At 73.4% G+C, this 26,807-nt stretch carries 24 protein-coding genes; 19 read left to right on the top strand and 5 right to left on the bottom strand.

Features of this window, described 5'->3' with window-relative positions; genetic code table 11:
- Positions 1 to 62 precede the first annotated feature (62 nt).
- The 3 genes from Actkin_RS12010 (at position 63) to htpG (ending at position 2,700) form a co-directional block, all read left to right on the top strand.
- Entirely contained in the window at positions 63 to 344 is a 282-nt protein-coding gene (locus Actkin_RS12010) for a hypothetical protein (RefSeq protein WP_396122961.1), read from the top strand.
- Between the two features lie 45 nt (positions 345 to 389).
- Entirely contained in the window at positions 390 to 761 is a 372-nt protein-coding gene (locus Actkin_RS12015) for a DUF7919 family protein (RefSeq protein WP_258907203.1), read from the top strand.
- An 82-nt stretch (positions 762 to 843) separates the two neighbouring features.
- Complete coding sequence (htpG, locus tag Actkin_RS12020; protein ID WP_258907204.1) at positions 844 to 2,700, top strand: molecular chaperone HtpG; 1,857 nt, start codon at positions 844 to 846, stop codon at positions 2,698 to 2,700.
- A gap of 301 nt (positions 2,701 to 3,001) precedes the next feature.
- On the opposite strand, the gene Actkin_RS12025 is transcribed toward htpG, so the two are convergent.
- Entirely contained in the window at positions 3,002 to 3,745 is a 744-nt protein-coding gene (locus Actkin_RS12025) for an ABC transporter permease (protein WP_258907205.1), read from the bottom strand.
- On the bottom strand, positions 3,742 to 4,674 hold the full coding sequence (locus Actkin_RS12030; RefSeq protein WP_258907206.1) for an ABC transporter ATP-binding protein: 933 nt from the start codon (positions 4,672 to 4,674) through the stop codon (positions 3,742 to 3,744). Before Actkin_RS12030 ends, Actkin_RS12025 begins: the two co-directional genes overlap by 4 nt.
- A gap of 68 nt (positions 4,675 to 4,742) precedes the next feature.
- On the opposite strand from Actkin_RS12030, the gene Actkin_RS12035 reads away from it, so the two are divergent.
- Entirely contained in the window at positions 4,743 to 5,366 is a 624-nt protein-coding gene (locus Actkin_RS12035) for a TetR/AcrR family transcriptional regulator (RefSeq protein ID WP_258907207.1), read from the top strand.
- Between the two features lie 3 nt (positions 5,367 to 5,369).
- Here the strand turns inward: Actkin_RS12035 and Actkin_RS12040 are convergent, their stop codons facing one another.
- From Actkin_RS12040 to Actkin_RS12050, 3 genes are all read right to left on the bottom strand, one after another.
- Positions 5,370 to 6,278, bottom strand: a complete 909-nt coding sequence (locus Actkin_RS12040; RefSeq protein WP_258907208.1) for a lantibiotic dehydratase C-terminal domain-containing protein — start codon at positions 6,276 to 6,278, stop codon at positions 5,370 to 5,372.
- The gene (locus Actkin_RS12045; RefSeq protein WP_189212687.1) at positions 6,275 to 7,513 is read right to left on the bottom strand and encodes a coproporphyrinogen-III oxidase family protein; all 1,239 of its coding nucleotides are present in this window, start codon (positions 7,511 to 7,513) and stop codon (positions 6,275 to 6,277) included. The genes Actkin_RS12040 and Actkin_RS12045 overlap by 4 nt, the downstream gene beginning before the upstream one ends.
- 130 nt (positions 7,514 to 7,643) lie before the next feature.
- The gene (locus Actkin_RS12050) at positions 7,644 to 7,793 is read right to left on the bottom strand and encodes a thiocillin/thiostrepton family thiazolyl peptide (protein WP_189212688.1); all 150 of its coding nucleotides are present in this window, start codon (positions 7,791 to 7,793) and stop codon (positions 7,644 to 7,646) included.
- A 319-nt stretch (positions 7,794 to 8,112) separates the two neighbouring features.
- Here Actkin_RS12050 and nocL point away from each other — a divergent pair, with 319 nt between their 5' ends.
- From nocL to Actkin_RS12125, 15 genes are read left to right on the top strand one after another with little or no spacing between them, the layout of a single operon-like run.
- Positions 8,113 to 9,279: a 3-methyl-2-indolic acid synthase gene (gene nocL, locus Actkin_RS12055; protein ID WP_189212689.1), complete on the top strand. Its 1,167-nt coding sequence runs from the start codon at positions 8,113 to 8,115 to the stop codon at positions 9,277 to 9,279.
- 2 nt (positions 9,280 to 9,281) lie between these two features.
- Complete coding sequence (locus Actkin_RS12060; protein ID WP_189212690.1) at positions 9,282 to 10,130, top strand: alpha/beta fold hydrolase; 849 nt, start codon at positions 9,282 to 9,284, stop codon at positions 10,128 to 10,130.
- A 20-nt stretch (positions 10,131 to 10,150) separates the two neighbouring features.
- Complete coding sequence (locus Actkin_RS12065) at positions 10,151 to 11,362, top strand: AMP-binding protein (protein ID WP_189212691.1); 1,212 nt, start codon at positions 10,151 to 10,153, stop codon at positions 11,360 to 11,362.
- Positions 11,362 to 13,092 (top strand): hypothetical protein, encoded by a 1,731-nt coding sequence (locus tag Actkin_RS12070; protein WP_258907211.1) that lies wholly within the window; start codon positions 11,362 to 11,364, stop codon positions 13,090 to 13,092. Before Actkin_RS12065 ends, Actkin_RS12070 begins: the two co-directional genes overlap by 1 nt.
- Positions 13,089 to 14,945 carry a TOMM precursor leader peptide-binding protein gene (locus Actkin_RS12075; protein ID WP_258907213.1) on the top strand — a complete coding sequence of 619 codons (1,857 nt, stop codon included), beginning with the start codon at positions 13,089 to 13,091 and terminating at the stop codon, positions 14,943 to 14,945. Before Actkin_RS12070 ends, Actkin_RS12075 begins: the two co-directional genes overlap by 4 nt.
- Positions 14,921 to 16,321 carry a nitroreductase family protein gene (locus Actkin_RS12080; RefSeq protein WP_258907214.1) on the top strand — a complete coding sequence of 467 codons (1,401 nt, stop codon included), beginning with the start codon at positions 14,921 to 14,923 and terminating at the stop codon, positions 16,319 to 16,321. Before Actkin_RS12075 ends, Actkin_RS12080 begins: the two co-directional genes overlap by 25 nt.
- Positions 16,318 to 18,855, top strand: coding sequence for a lantibiotic dehydratase (locus tag Actkin_RS12085; protein WP_258907215.1), 2,538 nt, complete (start codon positions 16,318 to 16,320; stop codon positions 18,853 to 18,855). The genes Actkin_RS12080 and Actkin_RS12085 overlap by 4 nt, the downstream gene beginning before the upstream one ends.
- Positions 18,845 to 19,813, top strand: a complete 969-nt coding sequence (locus Actkin_RS12090) for a thiopeptide-type bacteriocin biosynthesis protein (RefSeq protein ID WP_258907216.1) — start codon at positions 18,845 to 18,847, stop codon at positions 19,811 to 19,813. Before Actkin_RS12085 ends, Actkin_RS12090 begins: the two co-directional genes overlap by 11 nt.
- A 23-nt stretch (positions 19,814 to 19,836) precedes the next feature.
- A complete protein-coding gene (locus Actkin_RS12095; protein WP_189212697.1) occupies positions 19,837 to 21,060 on the top strand; it encodes a cytochrome P450 family protein in 1,224 nt (407 codons plus the stop codon).
- A complete protein-coding gene (locus Actkin_RS12100) occupies positions 21,057 to 22,196 on the top strand; it encodes a cytochrome P450 (RefSeq protein ID WP_189212698.1) in 1,140 nt (379 codons plus the stop codon). Before Actkin_RS12095 ends, Actkin_RS12100 begins: the two co-directional genes overlap by 4 nt.
- Positions 22,193 to 22,711 (top strand): VOC family protein, encoded by a 519-nt coding sequence (locus Actkin_RS12105; protein ID WP_189212699.1) that lies wholly within the window; start codon positions 22,193 to 22,195, stop codon positions 22,709 to 22,711. Before Actkin_RS12100 ends, Actkin_RS12105 begins: the two co-directional genes overlap by 4 nt.
- Positions 22,711 to 23,310 (top strand): class I SAM-dependent methyltransferase, encoded by a 600-nt coding sequence (locus Actkin_RS12110; RefSeq protein WP_258907217.1) that lies wholly within the window; start codon positions 22,711 to 22,713, stop codon positions 23,308 to 23,310. Before Actkin_RS12105 ends, Actkin_RS12110 begins: the two co-directional genes overlap by 1 nt.
- Positions 23,307 to 24,482, top strand: coding sequence for a cytochrome P450 (locus Actkin_RS12115; protein ID WP_258907218.1), 1,176 nt, complete (start codon positions 23,307 to 23,309; stop codon positions 24,480 to 24,482). The genes Actkin_RS12110 and Actkin_RS12115 overlap by 4 nt, the downstream gene beginning before the upstream one ends.
- A complete protein-coding gene (locus tag Actkin_RS12120) occupies positions 24,479 to 25,609 on the top strand; it encodes a cytochrome P450 (protein ID WP_258907219.1) in 1,131 nt (376 codons plus the stop codon). Before Actkin_RS12115 ends, Actkin_RS12120 begins: the two co-directional genes overlap by 4 nt.
- Complete coding sequence (locus tag Actkin_RS12125; protein ID WP_258907220.1) at positions 25,606 to 26,628, top strand: Gfo/Idh/MocA family protein; 1,023 nt, start codon at positions 25,606 to 25,608, stop codon at positions 26,626 to 26,628. The genes Actkin_RS12120 and Actkin_RS12125 overlap by 4 nt, the downstream gene beginning before the upstream one ends.
- Positions 26,629 to 26,807: the final 179 nt, after the last annotated feature.

Below are 26,807 nucleotides of genomic sequence, written 5' to 3' on the forward strand. Positions count from 1 at the left end.
CCACAGCAGGCGCATCACGCGGTGTCGAGAGGTGGGAAGCTCCAAGCAGACCGGGAGGCTGGATGGCGGACGACCACGCGCGGAGCCCGCGACGGCACGGACCTGCGCGGATTGGCGCACGTCATCCGCGGCTGGGCCCGCAGCGACCCGCAGCCACAACCCCGTTCGAGGCCTACCGCGAGTGGGCGTCCGGACACGCCCCCGCGACGCTCCGCCGCACCCTGTCCTTCTCGACCCGGCTGCACGGCGTGGTCTCCCTGGACCTCGCGGGCCACTTCGCCGGCCTGCTGATCAGCGAGGAACTGCACGGCCGGCCGATGACCCGCGCGGCGCAGGCATGGTGAGCCACGCCGACCTCTGCGGGGTTCACCACCGAGACCGGCCAGGTCATGGTCGCCGTCGGATGGCTCGATCCGCGCGGCGGGTTCCCGGTGGGCGAGGCCGACCCTCGGCTGCTGCCCGCGTTGACCCGGTTGTGCTACACGCACGAGCAGAACCTGACCCGGGCCTGCTACCAGTGCCCGTACTGCCTCGCGCACCACGTGTTCAGGGACGTGCCGGAGATCCCCGGCGCCCGGCCCGTGCTGCTGGGCAACGCCGAGATCCACATCGTCGGCCCCGACGGCGTCGCCTACGCCGCGCCCACGCTGGTCGTGCACTACGTCGAGGAGCACGGTTACCTGCCGCCGCGACCGTTCGTCGAGGCGGCGCTGTGGGTGGACGCCCGGACGCCGCGGGAGTTGCAGGAGTGGGACAGGTGAGCCCACCCGGCCTCCAGCACCGCGGGGCACGGAATACCATGGTCGACCGCTAGATCGGGACCTAAGTGCGGAAAGGACGGCCGTGGAAACCCTCGAGTTCCAGTCCGAGGCGCGTCAGCTGCTCCAGTTGATGATCCACTCGGTGTACTCGAACAAGGACACCTTCCTGCGCGAGCTGGTGTCCAACGCCTCCGACGCCCTGGACAAGCTGCGGCTGGAGGCGTTCCGGGACAAGGACCTCGACGCCGACACCGCCGACCCGCGGATCACCATCGAGGTCGACCGGGCCGAGCGGACGCTGACCGTGCGGGACAACGGCATCGGGATGACCCGCGACGACGTCGTCGCGCTCATCGGCACCATCGCCAAGTCCGGCACCGCGGAGTTCCTGCGGGCGCTCAAGGAGCGCGACGGGTCGTCGTCGGACGAGCTGATCGGGCAGTTCGGCATCGGCTTCTACTCCACCTTCATGGTCGCCGACCGGGTGACGCTGGTGACGAAGCACCCGAGGTCGGCGGAGGGGGTGCGCTGGGAGTCCGACGGCGGGGGCACCTACACCATCGAGCCCGTCGCCGACGCCCAGCAGGGCACGGCGGTGACGCTGCGGCTCAAGCCCGCCGACGACGATGACCACCTGCCCGACTACACCGACCCCGCCAGGCTGCGCCAGATCGTCAAGCGCTACGCCGACTTCATCACCTGGCCGATCACCCTCGCGGGCGAGGACGGCGCGGAGCCGGAGGTCGTCAACTCCCGCAAGGCGCTGTGGGCGCGGCCGCAGAGCGAGGTCACCGAGGAGGAGTACGCCGAGTTCTACCGGCACGTCAGCCACGACTGGAACAAGCCGCTGGAGACCATCAGCCTCAAGGCCGAGGGCACGTTCGAGTACCAGGCGCTGCTGTTCATCCCCTCGCAGGCGCCGCTGGACCTGTTCATGCGCGAGCGCAAGCGCGGTGTGCAGCTCTACGTCAAGCGCGTCTTCATCATGGACGACTGCGAGGAGCTGATGCCGGAGTACCTGCGGTTCGTCAAGGGGGTCGTGGACGCCCAGGACCTCTCGCTCAACGTCTCCCGGGAGATCCTGCAGCAGGACCGGCAGATCCAGCTGATGCGCAGGCGCCTGGTCAAGAAGGTGCTGGCCACCTTCAAGACCATGATGTCCGACCGGCCGGAGAACTACGCGGTGCTCTGGCGCGAGTTCGGCGCCGTGCTCAAGGAGGGCCTGCTCTCCGATCCGGACAACCGCGACGCGATCCTCGCGGTCTGCTCCTTCGCCTCCACCCGCGAGGCGGAGGCCACGACGACCCTGGCCGACTACGTCGAGCGCATGCGCGACGGCCAGGAGGAGATCTACTACATGACCGGCGACTCGCGCGCCGCCGTGGAGAACTCCCCGCACCTGGAGGCGCTGCTGGCCAAGGGGTACGAGGTGCTGATCCTCACCGACCCGGTGGACGAGATGTGGGTCGGCGCGGTGCCGGAGTTCCAGGGCAAGCGGTTCCAGTCGGTGGCCAAGGGCGAGGTGGACCTCGGCTCGGACGAGGACCGGTCCCAGGCCGAGCAGGACTTCGCCGACCTCACCTCCTGGCTGACCGAGACGCTGTCCGAGCAGGTCAAGGAGGTCCGCCTGTCCAGCAGGTTGACGACCTCGCCCGCGTGCGTGGTCGGCGACTCCCACGACCTGACCCCGACCCTGGAGAAGATGTACCGGGCGATGGGCCAGGAACTGCCCCGGGTCAAGCGCATCCTGGAGCTGAACCCGGCCCACCCGCTGGTCGAGGGCCTGCGCGCGGCCCTCGCCGACGGCCGCGACCGCGCCGAGCTCGCCCCCGTGGCCGAACTCCTGCACGGCTCCGCCCTGCTCGCCGAGGGCGGCGACCTCCCCGACCCGGCCCGCTTCGCCCGCGTCCTCGCCGACCACCTCCAGCGGGGGCTCTGATCCCCGGACGGGCGGCGTCGCTCCGGGGTCGCCGCCCGTCTCACTCGTCGTGGGTGTGGTTGGTGGGTACTGCTGTGGCGAGGGTGAGGGCGGTGAGCTTCCGTGTCCCGGCTCGCTTTGCCCGCGTTCTCGTCGGTCACCTCCGGCGGGTGGCCTTTTGATCTGTGGACGGGCGGCGTTGCCGTGGGGCGTCGCCCGTCTCACACGTCACGGGTAGGCGGGTGCGCGGCTGCGGCCGTCGTTGCGAGGGTGAGGGTTCTGACCTCCGGACGGGCGGTGTTGCTGCGGGGCGTCGCTCGTCTCATGCGTCTCGGGTGTGGAGGGCGGCGTGGGAGGCGGTGGAGATCGCTGCGGCGGCTGCGGCGAGGATGGCGAGGCCGAGCCACGGGGTGAGAGCCCCATCGGTCGGGACGACCGTGTAGACGGCCTGGCCCGCCGTGATCGGCCAGTGCCGGGCGAGCCAGTCGCCGAGGGGGGCGGGTAGGCCGGGGGCCAGGGCGGGGACCAGGAGCAGGGCGCCGACGAGCACGGCGAGGCTGCTGGTGGTCGACCGGGTGAGCGCGCCGACGGCGACCCCGATGAGGGCGATGATCGCCAGGTAGAGCGTGCCCCCGACCAGCGCGCGCGGCACGCCGGGATCGGCGAGGGTCGCCGGGGGAAGGCCCGCCCCGTCGAGCATGAGCTGTACCGCCGCGAAGCTGACGAGCGTGGTGGCCAGGCCGGTGGCGACGGCGATGGCCGCCACGACAGCCGCCTTCGCGGCCAGCAGGCGGGACCGGGCGGGCACGGCGGCCAGGCTGGTGCCGATCGTGCCGGTCGCGTACTCCGGGGTCACGCTGAGCGCGCCGAGCATCCCGATGACGAGTTGGGCGAAGAGGAAGCCCTTCAGGCTGGCGGCGGTCGGGTCCCAGTCCTCGGGCGGCGCGGTGAGGTCGGCCGCGCCGAGCACGCCGAGGGCCGCGCCGGACCCGACGGTGCTCGCGGCCGTGATCCAGGTGCTCCGCAGGCCGCGGAGTTTCGTCCACTCCGAACGGATGGTCCTCATGCCGCCCGGCTCCCGTGGTCGGCGACCGCGCCGGTGATCCGGAGGAAGAGGTCCTCAAGGGACTCCCGGACCCTGGTCAGCTCATCGAGGGCGATCCCCTCGGCAGCGGCGATCCGGCCGACCGAGGACGGGTCGGCCCCGGTGACGACGAGGCCGCCGTCCTGGCCGCGCTCGACGGTCATGCCCGCCCGGGTCAGTGCGCGCGCGAGGTCGTTCAGCGCCTGGGCGCGGACCGTGACGGCCTGGGTGGTGTGGGCCAGCACGAACTCCTGGAGCGTGGACTCCGCGATGAGCCGACCACGCCCGATGACGACGACGTTGTCCGCGGTCAACTCCATCTCCGACATCAGGTGGCTGGAGAACAGCACGGTGCGGCCCTCGGCGGCCAGGTCGCGCATGAGGACGCGCATCCACCGGATGCCCTCGGGGTCGAGGCCGTTGAGCGGTTCGTCGAACACCAGCACGCCGGGGTCGCCCAGCAGGGCCGTCGCGATGCCCAGCCGCTGGTGCATGCCCAGCGAGAACTCACCGGCCCTGCGGCGCGCCGCGTCCGCCAGCCCGACGAGGTCCAGCACCTCGTCGACCCGCCGCCTGCCGAGGCCCGCGGTCTGCGCGACGGCGAGGAGGTGGTCGGCCGCGGTGCGGCGGGGGTGGACCGCGCGGGCGTCGAGCAGCGCGCCGACCGCGCGTACCGGGTCGGTGAGGTCGGTGATGTGCCTGCCGCCGATGGTGATGTCGCCGCGCGTGGGCCTGACCAGGCCGAGGAGCATCCGCAGCGTCGTGCTCTTGCCCGCTCCGTTGGGTCCGAGGAACCCGGTCACGGCCCCGGGTTCGGCGGTGAAGGACAGCTCGTCGACCGCGGTCCTGGTCCGGTACCGCTTGGTCAGGCCCCGCGCCCGGATGGGGAGGCCGCGCTTCTGCTGTGGCACTGGTGCTCCTCGGCTCGAAAACTACACTGCACAGTGTGGTGTAGTTTCGCTGAGGATACGCTGAGACCGTGGTGCGGGCCGAGGAACAGACGCCGGGACGCCTGCGGCGGACCGAGCACAAGCGCGCGGTGATCCTGGACGCCGCCGAGGCGCTGTTCGTGTCCGCGGGCTACGAGCTCACCGGGGTCGACGCCATCGCGGCCAGGGCCGGGGTCTCCAAGCGCACCGTCTACGACCACTTCGGCGACAAGCGGTCCCTGTTCCACGCTGTCCTGGTGCGGGTCAACGAAGCCCTCGCCACGGCCGTGCGCGCGGCGATCGACGAGGAGATCACCGACGGCCGCGACCTCCGCGCCGCCCTGACGGCCTTCGCGCTGCGGGTGGCCACGCGGACGTTCCCGTCCTCGGAGTACGCCGCGTTCCGCCGACTGACCACCCACGACCGGACAGCGCCCCGCCTGGCCGTTCCCGACTACCCGGAGCGGATGCTGGAGGAGCGCTTCACCCGACTCGCCGCCGACGGCGCGATGGCCGAGGCCAACCCGCGCCGCGCCGTGCAGCACTTCACCGCCCTGACCCTGCTCCTCGCCCTCGACGCGGCCAAGGACGACCCGGGTGAGCCGGAGATCCGGGCGATCATCGCCGACGGCGTCGACGTGTTCCTCCGCGCGTACGGCCCGGCGCGGCGGTGAGGCTCAGCCGTTCTCGCCCAGACCCGCTGAGGCGATGCCGGACAGGACCGCGACGCTCTCCACGTCGTAGACGGACTCGCAGGCCCGGCTGACGACGTGGCAGAGGACGTAGCGGTCGGCGAGGGACAGGCCGATGCTGTGCAGGGTCAGGTACAGCAGGCTGGTCAGCAGCCGGGTGGCCAGGAAGCCGGGGTCGCCGCCCAGGTAGTCCTGCAGGTCGGCGGACGCGCCCGCGATCTGGTGGAAGCGGCTGCCCGCGAAGTCGTCGCGCTCGCGCAGGTGGTCGCCCGCGTATTCGGTGTGCGCCCGGATCCCGCCAGCCCGGAAGAGTTCGGTGATCCCGGGCTTGGCCGCCTTGGCCACGTCGTGCCAGCGGCGGGCGCCCGCCGGGATCTCCCCGTCCCGCAGGATGCCCGCCACGCGCGCCTCGACGGTGTCGCGGACCGCGGCGTAGCGGGAGTCCAGGGCGTGGCGGGCGGCGGCGGGGTCGCGGCTGGTGACGACGAAGGCCTCGGCGTGCGAGCGGTAGCTGAGGAAGCTCAGCGGCGGGCCGCCCTGGGCGCCCGGGCGGGAGACGGCGGGCAGGTGGGCGGTCATGAGGTCCAGCGCGAGCGCGGTCAGCCCTGCCCGGTCGGCGGGCAGGTCGAGCAGCGCCGGGGTGACGCCCGCCAGGACCTCCCGGGTCGCCGGGCCCAGCTCCGGGCCGGAGAACACCGGCCCGGCCAGCGGGACCGTGGTCGCCGGGCCGCGCGGGGCCGGGGCGACGAGGTGGTCGGCGCCGCGCGCCTGCACGACCAGCCGCCCCTCCGCGCGCAGGAACAGCCCGTCGCCGCCCGCGTCGATGGCGGCGCGCAGGAACGCCGTCGCGGCGGGCAGCGCGTCGGCGGGCAGCGCGAACTCCGCCCAGGTCATCCCAGCTCCGGCTGCGACATCGCCATCTCGAAGGCCAGCTCGATCAGGGTGAGCCCGGCGACCCTGCGGTCCAGCCGAATGCCGCGCTCGTCCTCCACCAGCCCGCGCCCGCGCAGGAACTCCGCCAGCGGGGCGATGGACGGGCGGGTCAGCACCTCGTCGAGGTCGGTGCCGGTGGACACCCGCCACTCCTCGCGCAGGATGCCGTCGAACATCGCCAGACCGGCCTGCAGGAACGACACCAGCGCGCGGTCCTGGCCAGCGGGCACGGCGATGTCGAACCCGAGCGGGTCGGCGATGTACTGGTGCAGCCTGCCCTTGCTGTGCGAGAGGAACCGCTGGTCCACCAGCGAGATCGCGCCGGAGCCGAAGCCGACGGTGTCGGCGCGCAGCTGGAAGTACATCGCCGCGAACGGCGAGACCCGTCCGAAGTAGCCGGAGGCGTACTCGGTCAGGCCCGCGTCCTCGATCATCTTGCGGGCCTCGGTGAACAGGACCTGCTGGCGGCGCAGGTAGGCGCGCTTGTCGTCGCCCTGCATCTTCTTGCGCATGAACGTGCCCGGCGTCGGCCGGAACGAGTACAGCGACAGGTGCGTCAGCGGCAGCGCCACCGCCTGCTCGACGGTGTCGCGCAGCTCGTCCATCTCCTGGTCGGGGAACCCCGACATGATGTCGATGGACACCTCGTCGAACCCGGCCTCGCGGGCGGCGTGCACGATCCGGCCCGCCTGGTCGGCGGTGTGGCGCCTGCCGAGCGCGCGCAGGCGGGTGTCGCTGAAGGACTGCACGCCGCTGGACACCCGGTTGAAGCCCAGCTCCCGGAAGAACTCCAGCTTCTCCCGGTCGACGGTGTCCGGGCTGCACTCGATGGTCGCCTCGGCCACCCCGTCGAAGTCGAACGCCGAGCGCAGCGCCGACATCACCTGCGTTGCCTCGTCGCGGTCGAGGCTGCTGGCCGTGCCGCCGCCCCAGTAGACGACGTACGGCTGCCCGGACAGCGCCGCCCCGCGCGCCTCGATCTCGGTGCACAGCGCCCGGATGTAGTTGCGCCGCACCGAGTCCTCGGGCTTGCGCAGCAGGTCCTTGGTCGGGATCGCCTGCACCCAGTCGCAGAAGGTGCACTTGGAATGGCAGAACGGCACATGCACGTACAGCATCAGCATGTGCCGTTCGTCGGTGCTGGAGGGCAGTGCCGACAGCGCCGCCTCGGCGGCGGCGGTCGCGGTGGGCGGCATCGGCGGTCCTTTCGTCGTGGGGTGGTCGCGCCCGGGAAGGCGGCTCCCGCGGTGGGCGCCGGGTCCCGCGGAAGCCGCCTTCTCAGGTGTTACGCGTCGAACCCGCCGCGGCGCGCGCGGCGGAGCCGAGTCAGGACGAGCAGCTGCAGGAGCACTCGCAGGTGGTGCAGGAGGCCGACATGACCTTGGCCACGACCTCGCTGTCCTCCAGCCTGCTGTCGTCCAGGAACTCCGAGATCTCCAGGGAGTCGATGTTCAGCGCCGACAGGTCTGCTGCCATTGCGCACCTCTTTCACGTGTTGTTCCGGCAATTCCGGCCCCGCAACCGAAGTTATGGATCCGGCGCCAGGGGTGTCAAGGAATCCGGCTCGTGCGGCGACGGTTTCCGGAGCGGTTTCTAATACCGCTATAGGAGCGCTGTAAGCAACGTCGAAGTGGTCTGTAAACCACTTGGAGTGGCGGTGTTCCGCTACTCGTCTTCGCAGGTCAGACCGTTTTGGAAGGGATTAGAGGTGGTTGCCGGGCCACGCTGGCGGGTTGTAGGACTTGTTGTGGGCGCCATCGAAAGGAACCCAATGAGCGTTTATCCGGAGGCGGGAATGCGCGACTTCGTACTGCCCGACATGGCGGCCATTCGGGCCGAGGCCGCGACCGTCGACACCCGCGCGGTGCTCGGCGCAGGCGTCGACGACGTGGGCGCCTCGCGCGCCGCTGTCGCCCTCGCCCTGTGGTCCGACCGCTCGATCGGCACCGCCGAACTGCAGGCGCTGGCCGAGGAGCGGTGCGCCGCGCGGGAGCCGCGGCTGCACACGTTCGTGCCGCTCTACACGACCAACCACTGCGACTCCGAGTGCAAGATGTGCTCGATGCGCAAGGGGAACGCCCGCATGGAGCGGAAGTTCTCCGGCCGCAACGAGATCATCGAGCAGATGGAGATCCTGTACCGCCACGAGGGCGTGCGCGGGATCGGCTTCCTCACTGGCGAGTACGAGGACAAGTACACCCGGCTCAGCACCGCGTTCCGCATCGGCTGGGCCATGCGCACGGCGCTGGACATGGGCTTCGAGCGCATCTACTTCAACATCGGCAGCATGGAGCCCGACGAGATCGCGGTGCTCGGCGAGTGGATCCAGCGCGACGAGCCGGTGACCATGTGCGTGTTCCAGGAGACCTACGACCGCGAGTCCTACCGGCGGTTCATGGGCAAGACGTCGGTCGGCGTGCCGAAGGCGGACTACGACCGCCGCGTCGTCTCCTTCGACCGCTGGCTGGACGCGGGCTACCGCTACGTCAACCCCGGCGTCCTGGTCGGCCTGCACGACGACCTCGACGCCGAACTGGTCGCGCTGGTCGCGCACGGCGACCACCTGCGCGCAAGGGGCGCCGTCGTGGACCTGTCGGTGCCGCGCATGCGCCCGGCGATGAGCTCGCGGGACAGCACGCGCGTCAACGACGACGACTACCTGCGGATGATGGCCGTGATCGCCTTCGTCTGCCCCGAGCAGCGGCTGGTGCTCACCACCCGCGAGCCGCAGGAGTTCCAGGACCGCGCCATCGGGATGGCGGGCGTGATCAGCCCCGGCAGCCCCGACGTCGCGCCGTACCGGGCGGACTCGCAGGCGCGCAACGAGGAGACGACGTCGCAGTTCCTCGTCGCCGACCTGCGCAGGCCCCGGCACATCCTGGGCCGGATCGAGGCGGGCGGCACGCCGGTCGGGCACTTCGCCAACCCGTCGGTCGGCGCAGCGGTCATCCCGATCGGCTGAGCATGGCCACCGTCTACGTCCTGCACGGGCTGCTCGGCACGGCGTACGGCCACTTCGGCCACCAGATCACCGCGTGGCGGGACCGCCACCGCGTGGTTCCCGTCGACCTGCCCGGCCACGGCCGCTGCCCGCTCGACGCTGCGGAGGACTACCTCGACCAGGCGTACGGGTACGTGCGGGCGCTGGTGTCGCGGTTCGGGCCGGGCCGGGTGGTGGCCGCGTCGTACCTGGGCGGGCCGGTCGCGGTGCGGCTCGCCGCCGAGCACCCGGAGCTGGTGTCGTCGCTCGCGCTGACCGGCTTCGCCCCCGACCTGGACCGGGAGACCTTCCTGCGGCTGCTGGAGGGCTTCCCGCGTCTGGTGGAGGCCAGCCCGGAGCTCGCCGCCGAGTACGACCGCCTGCACACGCCCCGCTGGCGCCGCACGCTCGCGGTGTTCGGCGCGGCGGCGGCGCCCGCCGAGCTGGTCACCGGCGCCCGGCTCGGCGCGCTGGCCGCCGACGTGCTGCTGGTCAACGGCTCGCACAAGTCGGTGGAGCGGGAGGCGGCCGAGCGCGCGGGCGCGTTCGGCCCCCGGGTGCGCGGGCAGGTGCTCGACGGCGCGGGTCACATCGCCAGCCACGACGCGCCGGAGGCGTTCACCCGGGCCGTCGAGGCGTTCTGGCTGCGGTCGGACCTCGGGAACCTGCTGCAGGAGCGCGACGCGGGGCGGGCGCTGGACTCGCTGGAGACCGTGACGGTCGTGACCTACCTCAGGGGCATGGGCCTCGCGCCCGACGAGGCCATGCCCGACCGTCCCACGACGATCGAAGGATGGGGAGCATGGGCCGCCCAGCGTTCACTCGTTTCCTAGCCCCGGGCGGGGACCGCGGCGTGCGGTGGGGGACGGAGTTCGCCACGTGGGACGCGCTGCTGCGCACGGGCCGGGACCGGTCGCGGCTGGTCGAGCCGGGGTCGGCGTACGCGGTGGACCCCGCGGGCGGGCTGGACGCGATCGCGTCCCTGCTGGCCGTGGCCACCGTCCCCGACACCGTCCTGGTGTGGGCGTCGGGCATGAAGGGCAGGGAGCTGCTGCCCGGACTGTCCGCCGTGGAGTGCCCGGTGCGCGAGGACCGTCCACTGTGGGCAGTGGCGACCTCGGGCAGCTCGGGTGTCCCCAAGCTGGCCGTCGGGCACGCCGACTCCTGGGAGCTGGTGGCCCTGCACTACGAGCAGGCCATGTTCCCCGGCGGTCTGCCGCCCGTGCTGGCGACCTGCCTGCCGCTGCAGTTCTCGGCGGCGTTCTTCATGACGCTGCTGCCGAGCCTGCTGCTGCGCAGGGATCTCGTGGTCTTCCCGGCGCAGGACTGGGAGCCGGTGGTCGCCGCTGCCGCCCGGGACGAGGTGTTCGTCCTGGGCGTGCCCGCGCTCGCCGCGGCGGCGTGCCTGGGCATGACCGCGCCGGTGGACATGCGCCGCGCCCGGCTGTTCCTCGGCGGCGGCCACCTCAGCGCCACCCGGGTCGACCTGATCCGGTCGCGCTTCGCCGGGGCCGAGGTGGCCAACCTGTACGGGACCGCGGAGACCGGCGCCATCGCGGTCGACCACGACCCCGGCCACAACCGGCACGTCGGGCCGCCGATCCCGGGCAAGGCCGTCTGGCTCGCCGACGCCGACGAGCACGGGGTGGGCGCGGTCGCCGTGGCCGGTCCCGACTGCTGCCGGTACGTCTGGCGGCCGGGGGAGGGCGTGACCCCCAACCCCGGCTACGTGACCGGCACCGACTACGCGCGCTTCGACGCCGACGGGAACCTGTGCCTGGAGGGCAGGGTCGACGGCGGGGAGAAGCTGCGGGGCGTGCTGGTGTACCCGCGCGCCATCGAGCGGCACCTGCTGGCCCTCGACGGCGTCGCGGACGTCCGCGTGCTGGTCCAGCGGCCGGACAACGGCCTCGAACACCTGGTGGCCAAGGTGGTCGGCCGGGTCGGGGAGGCCGAGGTCCGCGCCCACTGCGCCGCCCTGCCCGAGCCCGAACGCCCGACCCGCGTCGAGTGCGTGCCCGAGTCCGCGGCCCTGGCCGCCTACAGCGCCAACGGGAAGCTGTGATGATCGACGAACGACGGTTCTCCGTCCGCGCCGACGCCTTCTACGTCCGCCACGACGACGGCGTCTGGCTGCGCAACAACATCGGCTCGTTCTCCATCCGGGGCGCGAGCGCCTACGAGCTGGTGGGCGCGGTCTTCGCCAACCTCGACGGCAGGCGCACGGTCGCCGACATCTGCGCCGGGCTGCCGGAGAACGCCCGCACCTCGGTGTCCCGGCTGGTCGACACGCTGGCGGGCAACGGCTTCCTCCGCGAGGTCCGGCACGACCCCGAGCCGGTGCCCGCCTGGATGTCCGAGCGCTACGCGGCGCACCTGGCGTTCCTCGACCACCACGCCGACCGCCCGGTGGCCCGGTTCCTCAAGGCCCGCTCGGCGCTGATCGGGTGCGTGGGCGACGGCGTCGCCCTGCGCGGCCTGCTGAGCGCGCTCGCGGAGTTCGGCCTGGCCCGCGTGCGGGTGGAGTCGGCCGACGCGGACGCGCCGGACCTGGTCGCCGAACTCGGCGCGACCGACCCGGGCTTCCGCTGGGAACTCGGCACGGTCGCCGACGCCGACGTCGTGCTCGTGGCGACGGACAAGGACAGCCCCGCCAGCGCCGACGTGCCGGTCACGGCCCCGGTCGGCGTGCTGGGCCGGTGCGGCGAGTACGTCGTCGCCGTCCCGCCGGGGTCGGGACGCGACTGGTGCTGGGAGTGCGTGCACCGTTCGATCGCCGTCCCGGTCGCCGTGTCGGCCGCGGACCACCCACCGGCCGCCGCCCCCGCCACGATCGGCGCGCTGCACTTGGCGCAGCACACGTTCGCCAGGCTCGCGGACATCACCCTGCCGACCGCGGACACGGTGACCTCGGTCGAGCCGGTGGCCCCCGCGGTGCGCAGCCACACCGGCCGCAGGCACCCCCTGTGCGGCAGGCACCCCCGGCCCGCCGACCACCCCGCGCGGCCGACGCGGGTGGAGGCGGTGCGGCCGGATATCGCGGCGTCGACCGACTCGGCCGAGTCGATCGCGGTGTCCGACCGGATCGTGGCCGTGACGACCGCGTGGACCGACCAGGTGGCCGGGCCGCTGCACTCGCTCGGCGAGGGCGGCCTGGAGCAGGTGCCGGTGTCGGCCAGCAGCTGCCTGGTGGCCGATCCGGCGAGCACCGCGTCCGCGCCCGACACCCGGCTGGTCGTCTGCCGCGCGCTCGCCGCGCGGGAGGCGCGCAACCAGGCCGTCCTGTTCGCCGTCGAGTGGCTTGTCCGGCGCACCGCCGAGGTGCTGGGGGAGCCGGTCGACGGGTTCGCCGTCGGGGCCGGGTGGACGTGGGACGAGGCGGTCTACCGGGCTCGGCTGACCGCTGCCGCCGCCGTGCCGCCCACGTCGCTGTCCTGGCGGCCCGCCGCGGACACGGGTCACCCTGTGGGTGACTTCCTCGCCGAGACCCTGCGCGCCGAGGGACGGCCGTGGTGCGCCACCTCGGTCGAGCCGCTGGCCGGGGGACTGGTGCGCGCCCGGGTCCGCACCACCGACTTCGAGGTCGCCACCGCCATCGGCGTCGACGACGACCACGCCGTCCGCAGCGCCCTGCTGCACGCGGTGACCGCGGGCTCCGACGGGCACACCGCCCACCTCGCCCCGCCCGAGTGGCTGACGGGTGACGTCGAGCCGGTCGACCTGGCCTCACTCGTCCCGTTCCTGGGCACGGACGCCGCCGTCGTGGGCGTCCGGCTGCCGGGGGTGGGCCGGTGACCGCCCAGCTGACGCCCACCACCGTCATCGGCGACGGCTTCCTGGCCGCGCACCTGGCCGCCCGCCTCCGCGACGTGCCCGCGCTGGTCCTGGTCGCCGAGCTGGACCGGCTCGCCGAGCACAACGACACCATCGTCGAGTGCTTGGGCACCGGCAGGCCGCTGCTGTTCGTCGGGACCTGGCGCTCGTTCGTCTACATCGGACCGTACTGGCGCCCCGGCACGGCGGGCTGCCCGCACTGCCTGGTCACCCGCACGGCCAACTCGCCGTTCGGCCCGGACTTCGCAGGCGACGCGCTCGCCGAGGCCGTGCCGAGGGACATCGACGTCTGCGTGCTCGGCCCCGCCGTGCTCGGCATGGTCGAGGCCTACGTCCGCGCCGCCACCGACGACGGGTCCGTCATCGTCGTCGACGGCCAGAACGGCACCGCGGAGCGCCGCACCCTGCTCGCCGACTCCACCTGCCCCAGCTGCGGCGTGACCACCTCGGACACCGTGCCCGTGTTCACCGACGCGCCGCTGACCAAGCTCGCCCCCACCACCCTGCGCACGGCCGAACTGGACGCCGAGACCGTGGAGCGGGAGTACCTGTTCAGCGGGCTGGGCCTGTTCACCGAGGTACGCCAGGACCTGCAGAGCCCGATCGGCGCCTGCTCGGTCGAGCTGTCCACCCGGTGGGGCAGGCGCGAACCGGCCATCGGCCGCGGCCGCACGTACCGGGGCAGCCGCACCATCGCCGTCCTCGAAGGGCTCGAACGCTACGCCGGGCTGCACCGCGGCGGCAGGCGCGCACCGGTCCGCGCGGCCTACCGCGAGGTCGCCGACACCGCCGTGCACCCGCTCGACCTGGGCACGCACCCGCGCGAGTCCTACCGCCTGCCCGGCTTCCGCTACCGCGAGTTCCACCCCGACACCGTGGTCGACTGGGTGTGGGCGTACTCCTTCCGCCGCCGAGACCGGGTGCTCGTCCCGGAGCGGGCCGCCTTCTGGGGGCCGCGCCACGACGGCGAGACCGCCTTCGTCTACGACACCTCCAACGGCTGCGCCCTGGGCAACTCCGCCGAGGAGGCCGTCCTGCACGGCCTGCGGGAGGTCGCCGAGCGCGACTCCTTCCTGCTCACCTGGTACCGCCGACTCACCCTGCCCGAGGTCGACCTGGCCACCGCGCCGGAGTCCGTGCGGGCGCTGGTGCGCAAGGCGCGGCTGTTCACCGGCTTCGGCTTCCGCGCGTTCCAGTCCACGATGGAATACGGGATGCCGACGTTCTGGCTGGTCGCGGAGAACACCGCCGACGACGGGCCGAGGGTGCTCGCAGGCGCTGGCGCGCACCCCGACCCCGCACAGGCCATCGCGGGCGGGCTGCACGAGCTGATCGGCAGCGTCATGGCCACCCAGCACAGCTACCCGCGCAGACGCCCCGACGGCCTCGCGATGCTCGCCGACCCGGGGCTGATCACCCGCATGGAGGACCACTCCCTGGTCGGCGCCCTGCCCGAGGCCCGCGAGCGGTACGCGTTCCTGCTCGACGGCGACCACGACCGCGTCGCGCTGGCCGACGTGCCCGCCTTGGTCACCACCGGGGACGACCTGCGCGCCGACCTCGACCTCGCGGTGTCCGGGGTGCTCGCGGCGGGCCTCGACGTGCTGGTGGTCGACCAGACGATGCCCGAACTGCGCCGCACCGGCCTGGCCTGCGTGCGGGTGCTGGTGCCCGGCGCGGTGCCGATGACGTTCGGCCACCGCAACCGCCGCACCGTCGGGCTGCCGAGGCTGACCGAGGGCGCGGGCGTGCCGTACCGCTCCGGGCTCGCCGACGGGGAGGAGGTCGGATGCGTTCCCCATCCGTTCCCGTGATCGACGGCTTCACCGCCGCGCTGCGCGAGACGCCGAAGGACGTCAACCCGGCGGACTGGCGCGTCGACTGGGACCGCGCGCCGTGGCCGGTCAAGGTCTACGCCGACGCCGACCGGGTCCCGCTGGGCACGGCCGACCCGCTCGGGCGGCTGCTCTGGCTCGGCTTCGGCGTCACCCGGGTGCGGTTCGACCCGGCGGGCGGGCGGCCGCCGACCCCGCGCGACCCCGCGCCCGCCGCGCCGCGCTACCTCACCCGCCGCCCGATCCCCTCCGGCGGCGGCATGTACCCGACCGAGGTGTACGTGCTGCGCGACCAACGCGCCTACCACTACGACCCGTATCGGCACGACCTCGTCGACCTGCACCGGCCCGTGCCAGCCGGCACGGCGTCGGTGGCGCTGGTGCTGGCCAACCGGCCGGGCAAGAACTACTTCAAGTACGGCGACTTCGCCGCCCGCCTCGGCGCGGTCGACGCGGGCGTCGCCGTCGGCCGCGCCGTGCGCCTGGGCCAGGCCGCCTTCGGCCACACCGAGCTGTGCCTGGACTTCGCCGACGAGCGGCTGAACGCCCTGCTCGGCCTGGACGGCGCGGAGGAGACCGCGCTGGCCGTCCTCGGCCTGGGCCGGGCCACCTGCGCCGAGCCCGTCCCGCGACCGGCGTGCGATCCGCCGACCACGGTGGACCGCAGGCTCCCGGTGCCGGTCTCCGACCGCTTCGACGCCCTGCGCCGGGCCGCCTACCAGCACACACCGCCGCTGCCCGTGCCGGACCGCAGGGGACCGGCCCCGGCCGTCCCGCCGGTGGACGCCGCCGCGCTGCTGCGCCGGACCTCCAACGGCAGGCTGTTCACCGGACGGGCCGTCGCCAGGGCGGCGCTGACCCGGGTGCTCGACGAGGCCACCGCCGCGCTCGACCTGCTCAGGTGGAGCGGCCACGGCCTGCTCGGCCAGGACGTGGACGTGCGCTGCGCCGTGCACAACGTGGACGGCGTCGAACCCGGCTGGTACGGCCGCGACCTCGTCGGCGTCCCCGGCGACACCGGCCGGGTCCTGCAGGCGGCCCTGTTCGCCGAAACCTACAACGTCGACCTCGCCGCGTTCACCGTGCACGTCGTGGCCGCCACCGACCACCGCGCGGCCGGGCGGGGCGAGCGCGGCTACCGGGAGCAGCAGCTGGCCGTCGGCGCGGCGGTCGACGCGGTCGTCTCGGCCGCGGCGGCGCTGGGCCTGGGCAGCCACCCCGTCCTGGGCTTCGACACCCCGGCGGTGGACCGCGCCTACGGCCTCACCGGCACCGGCCGCGGCGCCCACGCCCAGATCTCCGTCGGCGCCGTGCGCCCGGCGCCGTACGTGGAGGTGACGGTGATGCCGCGATGAGCTTCAGCCCCTACGTCCTGTTCCGGCGGGGCACGCTGGGCCCCGCCGCGCTGTCCGGCGTCGTCCCGGAGCGCACCTGGGCCCTGCTCGCGGAGACCGCCGAGCCCGACGACCTGCGCGAGCGCCTGTCCGACGCGCTGCACGCCCTCATCCCCACGCTGCCCGCCGACCGCCGCCGCGCCTGGCTGAAGGTCCGGCGCGACGTCCACAACGGACGCGTGCCCAGCCCGCCGGACGACCCGCTGCCCCCCGGCACCGCCGCGCTGCTGCGCGAGTGGACCGCGCGGCAGGCCGAGTCGCTGCGGCACGCCGACGCCGTCGCCGCCGCCTACGCCGAGGACCTCGACGCCGCCCGCAAGACGCTGGCCGACGTCGCGCTCGGCGAGGACTTCCAGCGCGGCGTGCAGCTGTCCGGCGAGGACGTCCACCGCGAGGTGCGCGCCTACGCCGCCGACCCGTTCGACACCTCGCGCAAGCCGAGCAGGCGGCGCAGGGCCGAGAGCACGATCACCAGCTTCGCCTACCGGGTGGCGTTCAAACCGTCGCCGTTCGGCTCGTTCACCGAGATCGGCGCGCACCCGTTCGCCCCGGGCGAGGGCCGGGGCGAACGGGTCGCCATGACCCGGCTGAGCGTGGGCCTGCTCGCCTGGATGGCCCACCAGCTGCACCGCCTCGACTGCGCGGACGACGTGCTCCGCGTGCGCATCAACAACTCCCTGCTGATCGACGGCGACCAGGCGGTGTTCGCCCGCAGGCCGCTGGAGGGCGCCGACGACGGCTTCACCCCCGACCGGATCGTCACCGCGCGCAACTCCGCCCTGGTCGGCCTCCTGCGGACGCTGCTCGGCGAGCACGACCGCACCGTGCGCGACCTCCGTGATCGCCTCATCGAGGCGGGTCTCGACCGCGAAGGCGCGCAGAACACGATCGACCAGCTCGTCAAGCTCGGCCTCTGCCACCGCGGCCTCGGCTTCCCCGACCAGCTGACCACCCAGGCCGACGCCGCCGCCCGCGTGCTCCGCGCCGCGGGCACCGAGCAGGCCGTGCGCTGCGCGGAGGTGTACGAGGGCCTGCGCGACATCGAGGACCGCTACGCCGACGCCGACGCCGAGCGGCGCACCGGGCTGCTCGCCGACCTGCGCGCCCTCGTCCAGCGCTTCGTCGACATCCTCGGCTGCCCGCCCCCCGCCAGGGAGGCGATGCGCGCGGCGATGTACGAGGACGTCGGCACCCGGGCCGCGGCGGCCACCTGGCGGCCCGCGCTCCTGACGGCCAACCGCGAGCACTTCGCCCTGTTCCAGCGCATCGTGCCCGTGCTCGACGACGCCACCATCGAGAAGCTGGGCCTCTACGCGTTCTTCGCCCGCCACTACGGCGAGGACCACGCGGGCGTGCCGCTGCTTGAGCTGTACCGCGCCTTCTCCGCGCTCACGCCGCAAGAGGCCAGCGCGGTCATGTGCGGGGTCGGCGACCCGGCGTCCGACCAGGCCCGCGACCTGCGCGCGGAGTTCTTCACCTTCCTGCGCGAACAGCCCGACGATCTGCGCCTCGACCCGGCCGCGCTGGCGGCCTACGCGGACGCGCTGCCCGCGACCGTCGTCCCGTGGCGCTCGGCGGCCTACCGGGTCCAGATCGGCGACAAGGTGGTCGTCAACGGGGTCACCACCGGGCACGGCGTGTTCTTCTCCCGCTACTGCGACCTCCTGGAGACCGGCGACGGCTGGAACCTCCGGACCGCGCTGCGCGAGCACATTGCGGCCACCGCGCCCCGCCAGACCGACATCACCGCGGCACTTGGCCTCAACTTCAACCTCCACCCCCGCCTCAGCCCGCACGAGCTGGTCTACCCGGGGTCGGTGCCGCTGCCGGGCGCCGAGCCCACGCTGACCCTGGCCGACCTGGTCGTCACCGCCGACCGCGCGACCCGCCGCCTCACCCTGGTCTCCACAAAGGATGGACAGCCGATCGACCTGGTGCCGCTGAACTTCCTCTACCCGGCCGCCGCGCCCATGCTGTACCGGTTCCTCTGCGCCTTCGCCCCGACCCGCACCTACCGGGGCGGGCTGTGGGACCAGCTCGACCGGGTGCGCCCGTCGACCGGGCACCGGCCCCGGGTCCTGCTCGGCGACCTCGTGCTGGACCGGCGCTCCTGGCGGTTCCGCGCGGCCGACCTGCCCGACCGCGACGGCCTGGAGCGCCAGGACCTCGGCGCGGTCACCGCGTTCGACCGCTGGCGGCGCGAGCACGGTCTGCCCAGGCACACGTTCTTCCGCGTGCACGCGCCCCGGCCGGTCGCCGACGGCGAGCGGGACTTCCTCGCCGAGACCCGCCAGTGGGCGCTGGAGGCCCGCAGCGCGCGCCTGCACAAGCCGCACTACCTCGACAGCCGCAACCCGTTCCTGCTGCACGTGCTCGCCAAGCAGGCCCGGGACGGCGACGTCGTGTTCCACGAGTGCCTGCCCGAGCCCGCCGAGCACCCCGCCGAGGAGTTCTTCGTGGAGTACAACCTGGAGGGAGACGCCCATGTCGGCTGAGCCGTGGCGCAGCGTGCACATCCACCGGTACGGGCTGCAGGACGAGTTCCTGGTCGAGGCCGTCGCCCCGGTGCTGGCCGACCTCCGCGACGCCGTCCCCGCCTGGTTCTTCCTGCGCTACTGGCAGGGCGGCCACCACATCCGGCTGCGCATGCGCACCGACGCCGACACCCTCGACGCGGTCACCGGCAAGCTCGCCGCCTACCTCGCCGAGCACCCCAGCGGCGCGGACTTCGACGCCGACGAGTTCCGCGCCGCCCAGCCGACCATGGCCGCGCTGGAGGACGAGCGGGTCGACGACGTCCTGCCCGCCGACACCATCCGCCCGGCCCGGTACACCCCCGAACTGCACAAGTACGGCGGGGAGCGCGGGGTGCGCGCCGCCGAGCGGTTCTTCCACGCCAGCAGCGAGGTCGTCCTCGACACGCTGAGCGCCGCGGCGGGCAACTCCGGCAGGCGGCTGGGCGCGGGCTTCTCCATGATGCTGCGCGGGCTGCTCGCCGCGGGCCGCACGCCTGCGCAGATGGCGGCGTTCTTCCGGCACTACTGCCTGCTCTGGGCGCCGTACACCTTCGACCAGTTCCTCGACGCCTGGCCCGCCCTGCTCGAGGCCCGCGCCCCCGTGATGCGCGCGCACGCCGAGAGCGTGCTGGAGGCCCGGCTCGACGGCGACCCGTTCCACGACGCCGTGCGCGAGACGTGGGCCGCGGTCGACGACGACGTGCTCGACGCGGTGACCCTCGCGGGCGCCGACGCCCCGCGCGAGCGGCGCGAGCAGGTGCTGCTCGTCAGCTACCTGCACACCCACAACAACCGGCTCGGCCTGATCCCCGAGCACGAGTCCTTCCTCGGCTTCCTCGGCCACCACGTGCTGAGCGAGTGCGCGGGCGCCACCCCGGCCGACGACCTGCCGGGCGCCGTGCGGGAACACCGGGAGCAGCGGCTCGGCGCGAGCTGAGCCGACCGACGTAGGAGACGCGAGTGGACCTGACAAGCAAGACGTACCCGTTCGAGCGCAAGTGCCCGTTCGCCATGCCCGAGGAGTTCGCCTGGATCAGGGCGAACCAGCCGGTGGCCAGGGTCAAGCTGGCCAGCGGCGACCCCGCCTGGCTGGTGACCAGGTACGACGACGTGCGCGCCGCGCTCACCGACGCCCGCTTCAGCCGGTCGATCAACCAGGAGGGCGCGGCCAGGGTCGACACCGGCTTCGCCGCCGACCGCTCCAGCCCGGTGTTCACCTTCGGCGGCTCCATCTCCATGCCGCCCGGCCACACCCGCTGGCGGCGCATCGTCAACAAGGCGTTCACCCAGCGGCAGGCCGACGCCATGCGCCCGCGCATCGCCCAGCACACCGAGGACGTGCTCGACGAGATCCAGGCCAGGGGCGGCGGCTTCGACCTGATGGCCGACTTCGCCTACCAGCTGCCGATCCGGGTGATCGCCGAGCTGCTGGGCATCGACGAGAGCGGCCGCCCGGAGTTCACCGAGCTGGCCGCCAAGCTGACCCGCAGGGACATGCAGTCCGGCTTCGCCGCGTTCGGCGAGGCGCTGCAGGGCATCGGCCGCTACGCGATCGGGCTCATCGTCCGCAAGCGCAAGGACCTCGGCGACGACCTGCTGAGCACGCTGATCGGCCTGCACGACGACGATGACACGCAGCTGTCCAACGAGGAGCTGGTGTCCACGGTCATCCTGCTGCTGATGGCGGGCTACGAGAGCACCGCCGTGCAGTTCGGCAACGGCTTCTACGCCCTGTTCCGCAACCCCGAGCAGCTGGCCAGGCTCAAGGCGAACCCGGCGCTGATCGGCACCGCGGTCGAGGAAATCCTGCGCTGGGCGCAGATGGGCACCGGGTTCGCCGTGGCCAAGTTCGCCACCGAGGACATCGAGCTGGGCGGCGTCACGATCCCGTCGGGGTCGACGGTGTTCGTCTCCCTCGGCTCGGGCAACCGGGACGAGGCCGTGTTCGGCGCGGACTCCGAGGACTTCGACATCGCCCGCGCGCAGGCGGCCCGCCAGCTCGCCTTCGGCAGCGGCCCGCACTACTGCCTGGGCGCGGCGCTGGCCAGGGCCGAGATGCAGGAGGGCTTCCAGCGGCTGTTCGCCCGCTTCCCCGACCTGCGCTTCGACGGCGACCTGGACGATGTCGTGCTGAGCAGCAACCTGTTCACCTTCTACCCGCGCGCGCTGCCGGTGCTGCCGTGAACGCGCCGACCATGCCGCCGGGCCTGCGCTGGGACGACACCCGGTCGCGGCTCAAGGTGCTCACCCCGGAGCTGGCCGACATCGCGCTGCGCGACCCGCACATCATCACCGGGGTCGACCGCAGCAAGGAGTCGATGGCCAGGCTGATGCCCGCCGAGGACGGCGCGCCGACGATCGTGCAGTTCTTCGAGCTGTGGTACACGGTCAACGACAACTACACGCCGTTCAACACCGAGTTGCGCAAGGTCTTCACCGCCCGCTCCGCCGCGGAGTGCGCCGACCGGTTCACCGCGCTGGCCGCCCGGCACGCCGCGGCGCTGCCCGCGCGCGGCGACCTCGCCAGGGACTACTTCGGCCCGTACCTGACCACCAGCACGTTCGCCATGCTCGGCGTCCCCGAGGGCGACTGGCCGAACCTGACCAAGGTCGCCAAGCTCGTCATCCACCTGTTCAAGCAGCAGCTGCTGGGCGTCACCGAGCACAGCGCCGCCGAGGTGCGCGCGTTCGAGACGGTGATGCGGTACCTGAAGTCGCTGACCGACCGGCTGCTCGCCGACGGCAGCTCCCCGTTCCTCGACGCCGCCCGGACGCTGTCCACGATGGACACCGGGACCTGGCCGATCGCCGCGCTCGTCGGCCAGCTGCTCATGGCGGGCATCGAGCCGATGATCACCGCGTCGGCCGTCGCGGTCCGGGAGATCTGGCGCGACCCGGCGCTGCCCGGGCGGCTGCGCGACGGCGACGCCGACGCCGGGCAGGTCGCCGAGGAGGTGATGCGCCAGCAGCCGCCGTTCGGCAACATCTTCCGGTTCGTCCGCGAACCCTGCGACTGCCTGGGCGTGCGGCTCGACCCCGGCACCGTCGTGGCGATCGACACCGCGGCGGTCAACCTCGCCGAGGCGCCCGCGGCCGACCCGGCGCACGGCTGCCCGGTGCGGCCCAGCGCGGTGCTCACCTTCGGCCGGGGCACGCACTACTGCCTGGGCGCCAACAGCGCCCGGCTCCAGGTGGCGACCGGGCTGCGCGAGCTGGTCCGGCGGCCGGTGGCGCTCGACCCCTCGGCCGTGCGGATCGACACGCACAACAACCTCAAGGAAGTCCGCGCCGTGCCATACACCCTCCAGGAGGAATCGTGACGACCCACGCCAACCACCCCAGCCACGAGGCCGCCCCCGAGGGCGTCGGCTTCGACGACATCCCCGACATGCCCAACTTCGCCGTGCTGCTCGTCAGCGACCTGGAGAAGTCGCTGCAGTGGTACACCGAGGGCCTGGGGTTCTGGGTGGAGAAGCAGCTCACCGGCCCGGACGGCCAGCTCGCCGTCATCCACCTGCGCCGCGCCCAGTACCGCGACATGCTGCTGCGCCCGGCCCGCGAGCCGCTGACCGGCCCGCTCGGCAAGGGCGTGCGGCTCAGCTTCACCGTCAACGCCGAGACCGAGGCCACCATGCGCGAGATCGCCGACCGCCTCGCCGCGCTGCCGCAGGGCACGGTGAACGGCCCGCTCTCCACCCCGTGGAACACCATCGACGTCGAGGCCACCGACCCCGACGGCTACGTCGTCGTGCTCACCACGGTGGCCGACCGCGCCCGCACGTGGACCGAGCTGAAGGACAGCGTCCGCTCCGACGACCGGCCGGTGCGGCTCTGATGCCCAAGCCACCCCAGTCGTCGAAGCTGGTGTCCAAGTCGTACAACCTGGCCTACAAGGTCGGCTACACGCCCTGGGACGCCGAGCCCGTGATGCCCGAGCTGGTCGAGCTCATCGAGGGCCCCGACCGGCTGACCCCCGGCCGCGCGATCGACCTCGGCTGCGGCACCGGCACCAAGTCGCTCTACCTCGCCCAGCACGGGTGGACCGTCACCGGCGTGGACATCGCGGCGGAGGCGGTGAAGAAGGCCCGCAGGAAGGCGGCCGAGCAGGGCGCGGACGTCGACTTCGTGCAGTGCGACCTGCTCGACATCCCGGCGGGCGCGCTGCCCGGCGGCTACGACTTCCTGCTGGACTTCGGCTGCGCGCACAGCCTGCGCGACGAGGCCAAGGCCCGCTACGCCGCCGCCGTCGCCGGGCTGGCAGCGCCGGGCGCGACGCTGGTCCTGTACGCCTTCACCAAGGGCCCGCTGAGCGTCCGGCAGTGGGAGATCGACACCGCCTTCAGCCCCCACTGGGACCTGGTGTCGGCCACCCCAGGCAGCGTCCGCCGCACGCCGGACGCCGGTCCGACCTGGTACCGGCTGGTCCGGCGATGACCACGGCGGGGACCGAGCCGCTCGACCTGGCGGGCCTGCTGCCCGATCCGTACCCGGCGTACGCGCGGCTGCGGGCCGACGGCGGCGTGCACCGGTCCGAGCGCTGGGACGCCTGGTTCGTCACCACCTACGAGCAGTGCCACGCGGTGTTCTCCGACGCGGCCCGCTTCGACGCGGTCGGCCAGCCGTTCCTGCGGATGCTCCAGGCCGAGGTCCTGCGCGGCGGGACGTCGTGGCGGACACCGCAGGCGCCGCCAGCGGGCGACGACCCGGCGCGGGCCGCGGGCAGGCGGACCACCGGCCGCGCCCTGGGCACGCCGTTCGTCGACTCGCTGTGGCCCCGGTTCGAGCGGGACTGCCGGGAGACCGCGGCGGCCCTGCCCGCCACCGCCGACCTGGTCGCCGACTTCGCGATCCCGCTGACCACCCGGCTGCTCGCCGACCTCATGGCGGTCACCCCGGCCGACCTGCCGGTGTTCGCCGCGTGGGCGGAGAGCGGCTACACCGGCGGGCCGTCGCGGACGGCGGTGCGCGACGTCCGCCATCTGCTGGCCCAGCAGGCGGTCAGCCGCGTCGCCGAGCCGGTGGACGACTTCGTCGGCAACCTGGTCGCCCACCCCGGCGCTGACCTGCGCGCGCACCTGGAACTGGTGCTCGGGACCGGGCTGATGATCTCGATGGTCACCCACCAGGGCCTGGTGCTGAGCTTCAGCACGCTGCTCAACGCCCTGATGGCCGCGCCGGACCAGTACGCCCTGCTGCGCGCGGACCCCGGGCTGATCCCCAACGCGGTCGAGGAGGGCCTGCGGTTCGACTCATCGACGCAGGCGCTCGGCAGGCTCAGCCGGGTCGACGCCGAGCTCGGCGGGACGCGCGTCCCGGCGGGCCGCCTGCTGGTCTGCCTCACCGGCTCGGCCAACCGGGACGGCGCGCAGTTCCCCGACCCGGACCGCTTCGACGTCACCCGGCCCGTGCGCTCCAGCGGCCGTCACCTGTCCTTCGGGCACGGGGCGACGTCCTGCCTGGGCGCGGCCATGTCGCGGCGGGCACTGGGGCACATGCTGTCCGCGATCGTGGCCAGGGCGGACCGGGTGCTGCCCTCGGCCGAGCCCCGGCTGTTCGAGGAGTTCATGACCAGGGGCTTCGTGTCGCTGCCCACGGAGATGAGGTGACCATGCAGACGCTGCCGCACGGTCTGGAGCGGCGGGCGGACACCGGCCAGTGGGTCGTCCGCAGCCAGGAGCTGGCCGACATCGCGCTGCGCGATCCGCACATCGGCATGGCGATCGACCCCGACCGCGTCGGCGTCGGGCTGCCCGGACCGGACGACGTGCCGACCGTGGCGCAGTTCTTCGAGCTCTGGTACCACCGGGGCGCGAACCACCCGGTGTTCGGCAGGCAGCTGCGCGGCGTGTACAGCGCGGCGGCGATCGCGCCGTTCGAGCCGGTCTTCGCGCGCATCGCCGAGGGGCTGGCGGGCAGGCTGCCGGACAGCGGGGACCTGGTCCCGGCGTTCGTCGCTCCCTACTGCCTGGACAGCACCTTCGCGCTCATGGGCTTCCCCGAGGCCGAATGGCCCCGGCTCGCCAAGGCCTACCACGTGGTCATGCACGTGATCAGGCAGCGCTTCCTCGGAGTGCTCGACCTGCCAGCGCGCACGGCCGCCGCGTTCGACGCGACGATGCGCTACCTGCGGTCGGTGATGACCCAACCGCTGGCCGACACGCCCCTGATGCGCGCCTTCGCCGCGTACGAGGGGGCGTCGGTGTGGTCGGACGTGGCCACCATCGGGCAGCTGCTCGCCGCGGGCGTGCCGCAGGTGACCACCGGGCTGGGGGTGTCCGCCCACGCGCTCTTCGGCCAGGACGACGTGCTGCGCGCGGTGCGCGCCGACGAGGTCGGGGTCGCGCAGGTCGCCGAGGAGGCCATGCGGCTCGCCCCGCCGTTCCTCGTCATCGCGGGGTGGACGAACGAGGTGTGCGAGTGCCTCGGCGTGCGGCTGGAGCCGAGGACGCCCGTGCTGGTCGACATCGTCGCGGTCAACCGGGACACCGAGCGGCCCGCCGAGTTCTGCCCCGTGCGCGGCCGCAACACCGCCATCACCTTCGGCAAGGGCGCGCACTACTGCCTCGGCGCGACCAGCGCGCGCAAGCAGATCGCCGCCGCGCTCGCCGTGCTGGCCGAGCGCGACCTGCGGGTCGACCCGCCCACCATCGACGACGACGGCTTCTCGCAGGTGCTGCGGGCGCTGCCGTACCGGGCGGACGACCACAGTGGACGGTCCGGGGCGGGCGGGTGACCGTGCCGGAGCCGCTGCGGATCGGACTGCTCGGCGGCGCCGCCGTCGCCCGTCGAAGGACCCTGCCCGCGATCGCCGCCTGTCCGGACACCCGGCTGGTCGCCGTGGCCTGCCGCGACGGCGACCGGGCGCGGGAGTGGGCCGGGGCGTTCGGCTGCGCGGCCGAGCCCGGCTACGACAGCCTGCTCGCCCGCGACGACGTCGACGCCGTCTATGTCCCCCTGCCCGCGGGCCTGCACGCCGAGTGGTCCGCCAAGGCGCTCGCCGCGGGCAAGCACGTGCTGGTGGAGAAGCCCATGGCGACCACCGCCCGGCAGGCCCGCGAGCTGGCGGACCTGGCCGCGGAGCGGTCGCTGGTGCTGATGGAGAACCGCATGTTCGCCATGCACCCCCAGCACGCCGCCGTGCGGACCCTGGTCGACGCGGGCGCCATCGGCGAACTCCGGGTCGTCACCGCGGCCATGGCGATCCCCGCGCTGCCCGCCGACGACATCCGCTACGCCGCGCACCTCGCGGGCGGCGCCCTGCTCGACGTCGGGTTCTACCCCGTGCAGGCGGCGCTGATGTACCTCGGGGAGCAGGTGGAGGTGTGCGGGGCGCACCTGCGGGTGGACCCCGGGCGCGGCGTGGACGTCGGCGGCGCGGCGCTGCTGCGGGATCGCGCCGGGGTGTGCGCGCAGCTCACCTTCGGCTTCGAGCACGCCTACCGGGCGAGCTACGAGCTGTGGGGGAGCACCGGGCGGATCCGGCTGGAGCGGGCGTTCACGCCGCCGTCGACCCTGCCCACCGTGCTGCGGATCGAGCGGCAGGACCACGTCGAGGAGCGCACCCTGCCCGCCGCCGACCAGTTCGCCGCGCTGGTCGCCCGCTTCGCCTCGGCCGTGCGCGGCGAGACCGACTGGCGTCCCGACCTGCGCGCTGGCCTGCTTGGTCTGTCCATTTTGGACGACATCCGAGCCGGGGGCGGGGCGCATGCGGTCGAGGGACGGGGCGCGGCCGCGGCCCACCTTGTGGAGTAATTCTCCGAGTAACGCTTCGCGTCCCACCGAATTGATGATAGGGCACCACTCTTCTCGGTGACCCGGTCACTGTACGGGTTGACACGGTGTAACCGAATGGTCTAAGCAGGGCAATCGAGTAAGGGCCGCGTTAACCAACCACGAGTCCGTGACTTTGTGGCAGACTCGGGAAAGCCGGG

Origin of the sequence: Actinokineospora sp. UTMC 2448, assembly GCF_024760565.1 — a bacterium.
GTDB classification, from domain to species: Bacteria; Actinomycetota; Actinomycetes; order Mycobacteriales; family Pseudonocardiaceae; genus Actinokineospora; species Actinokineospora fastidiosa.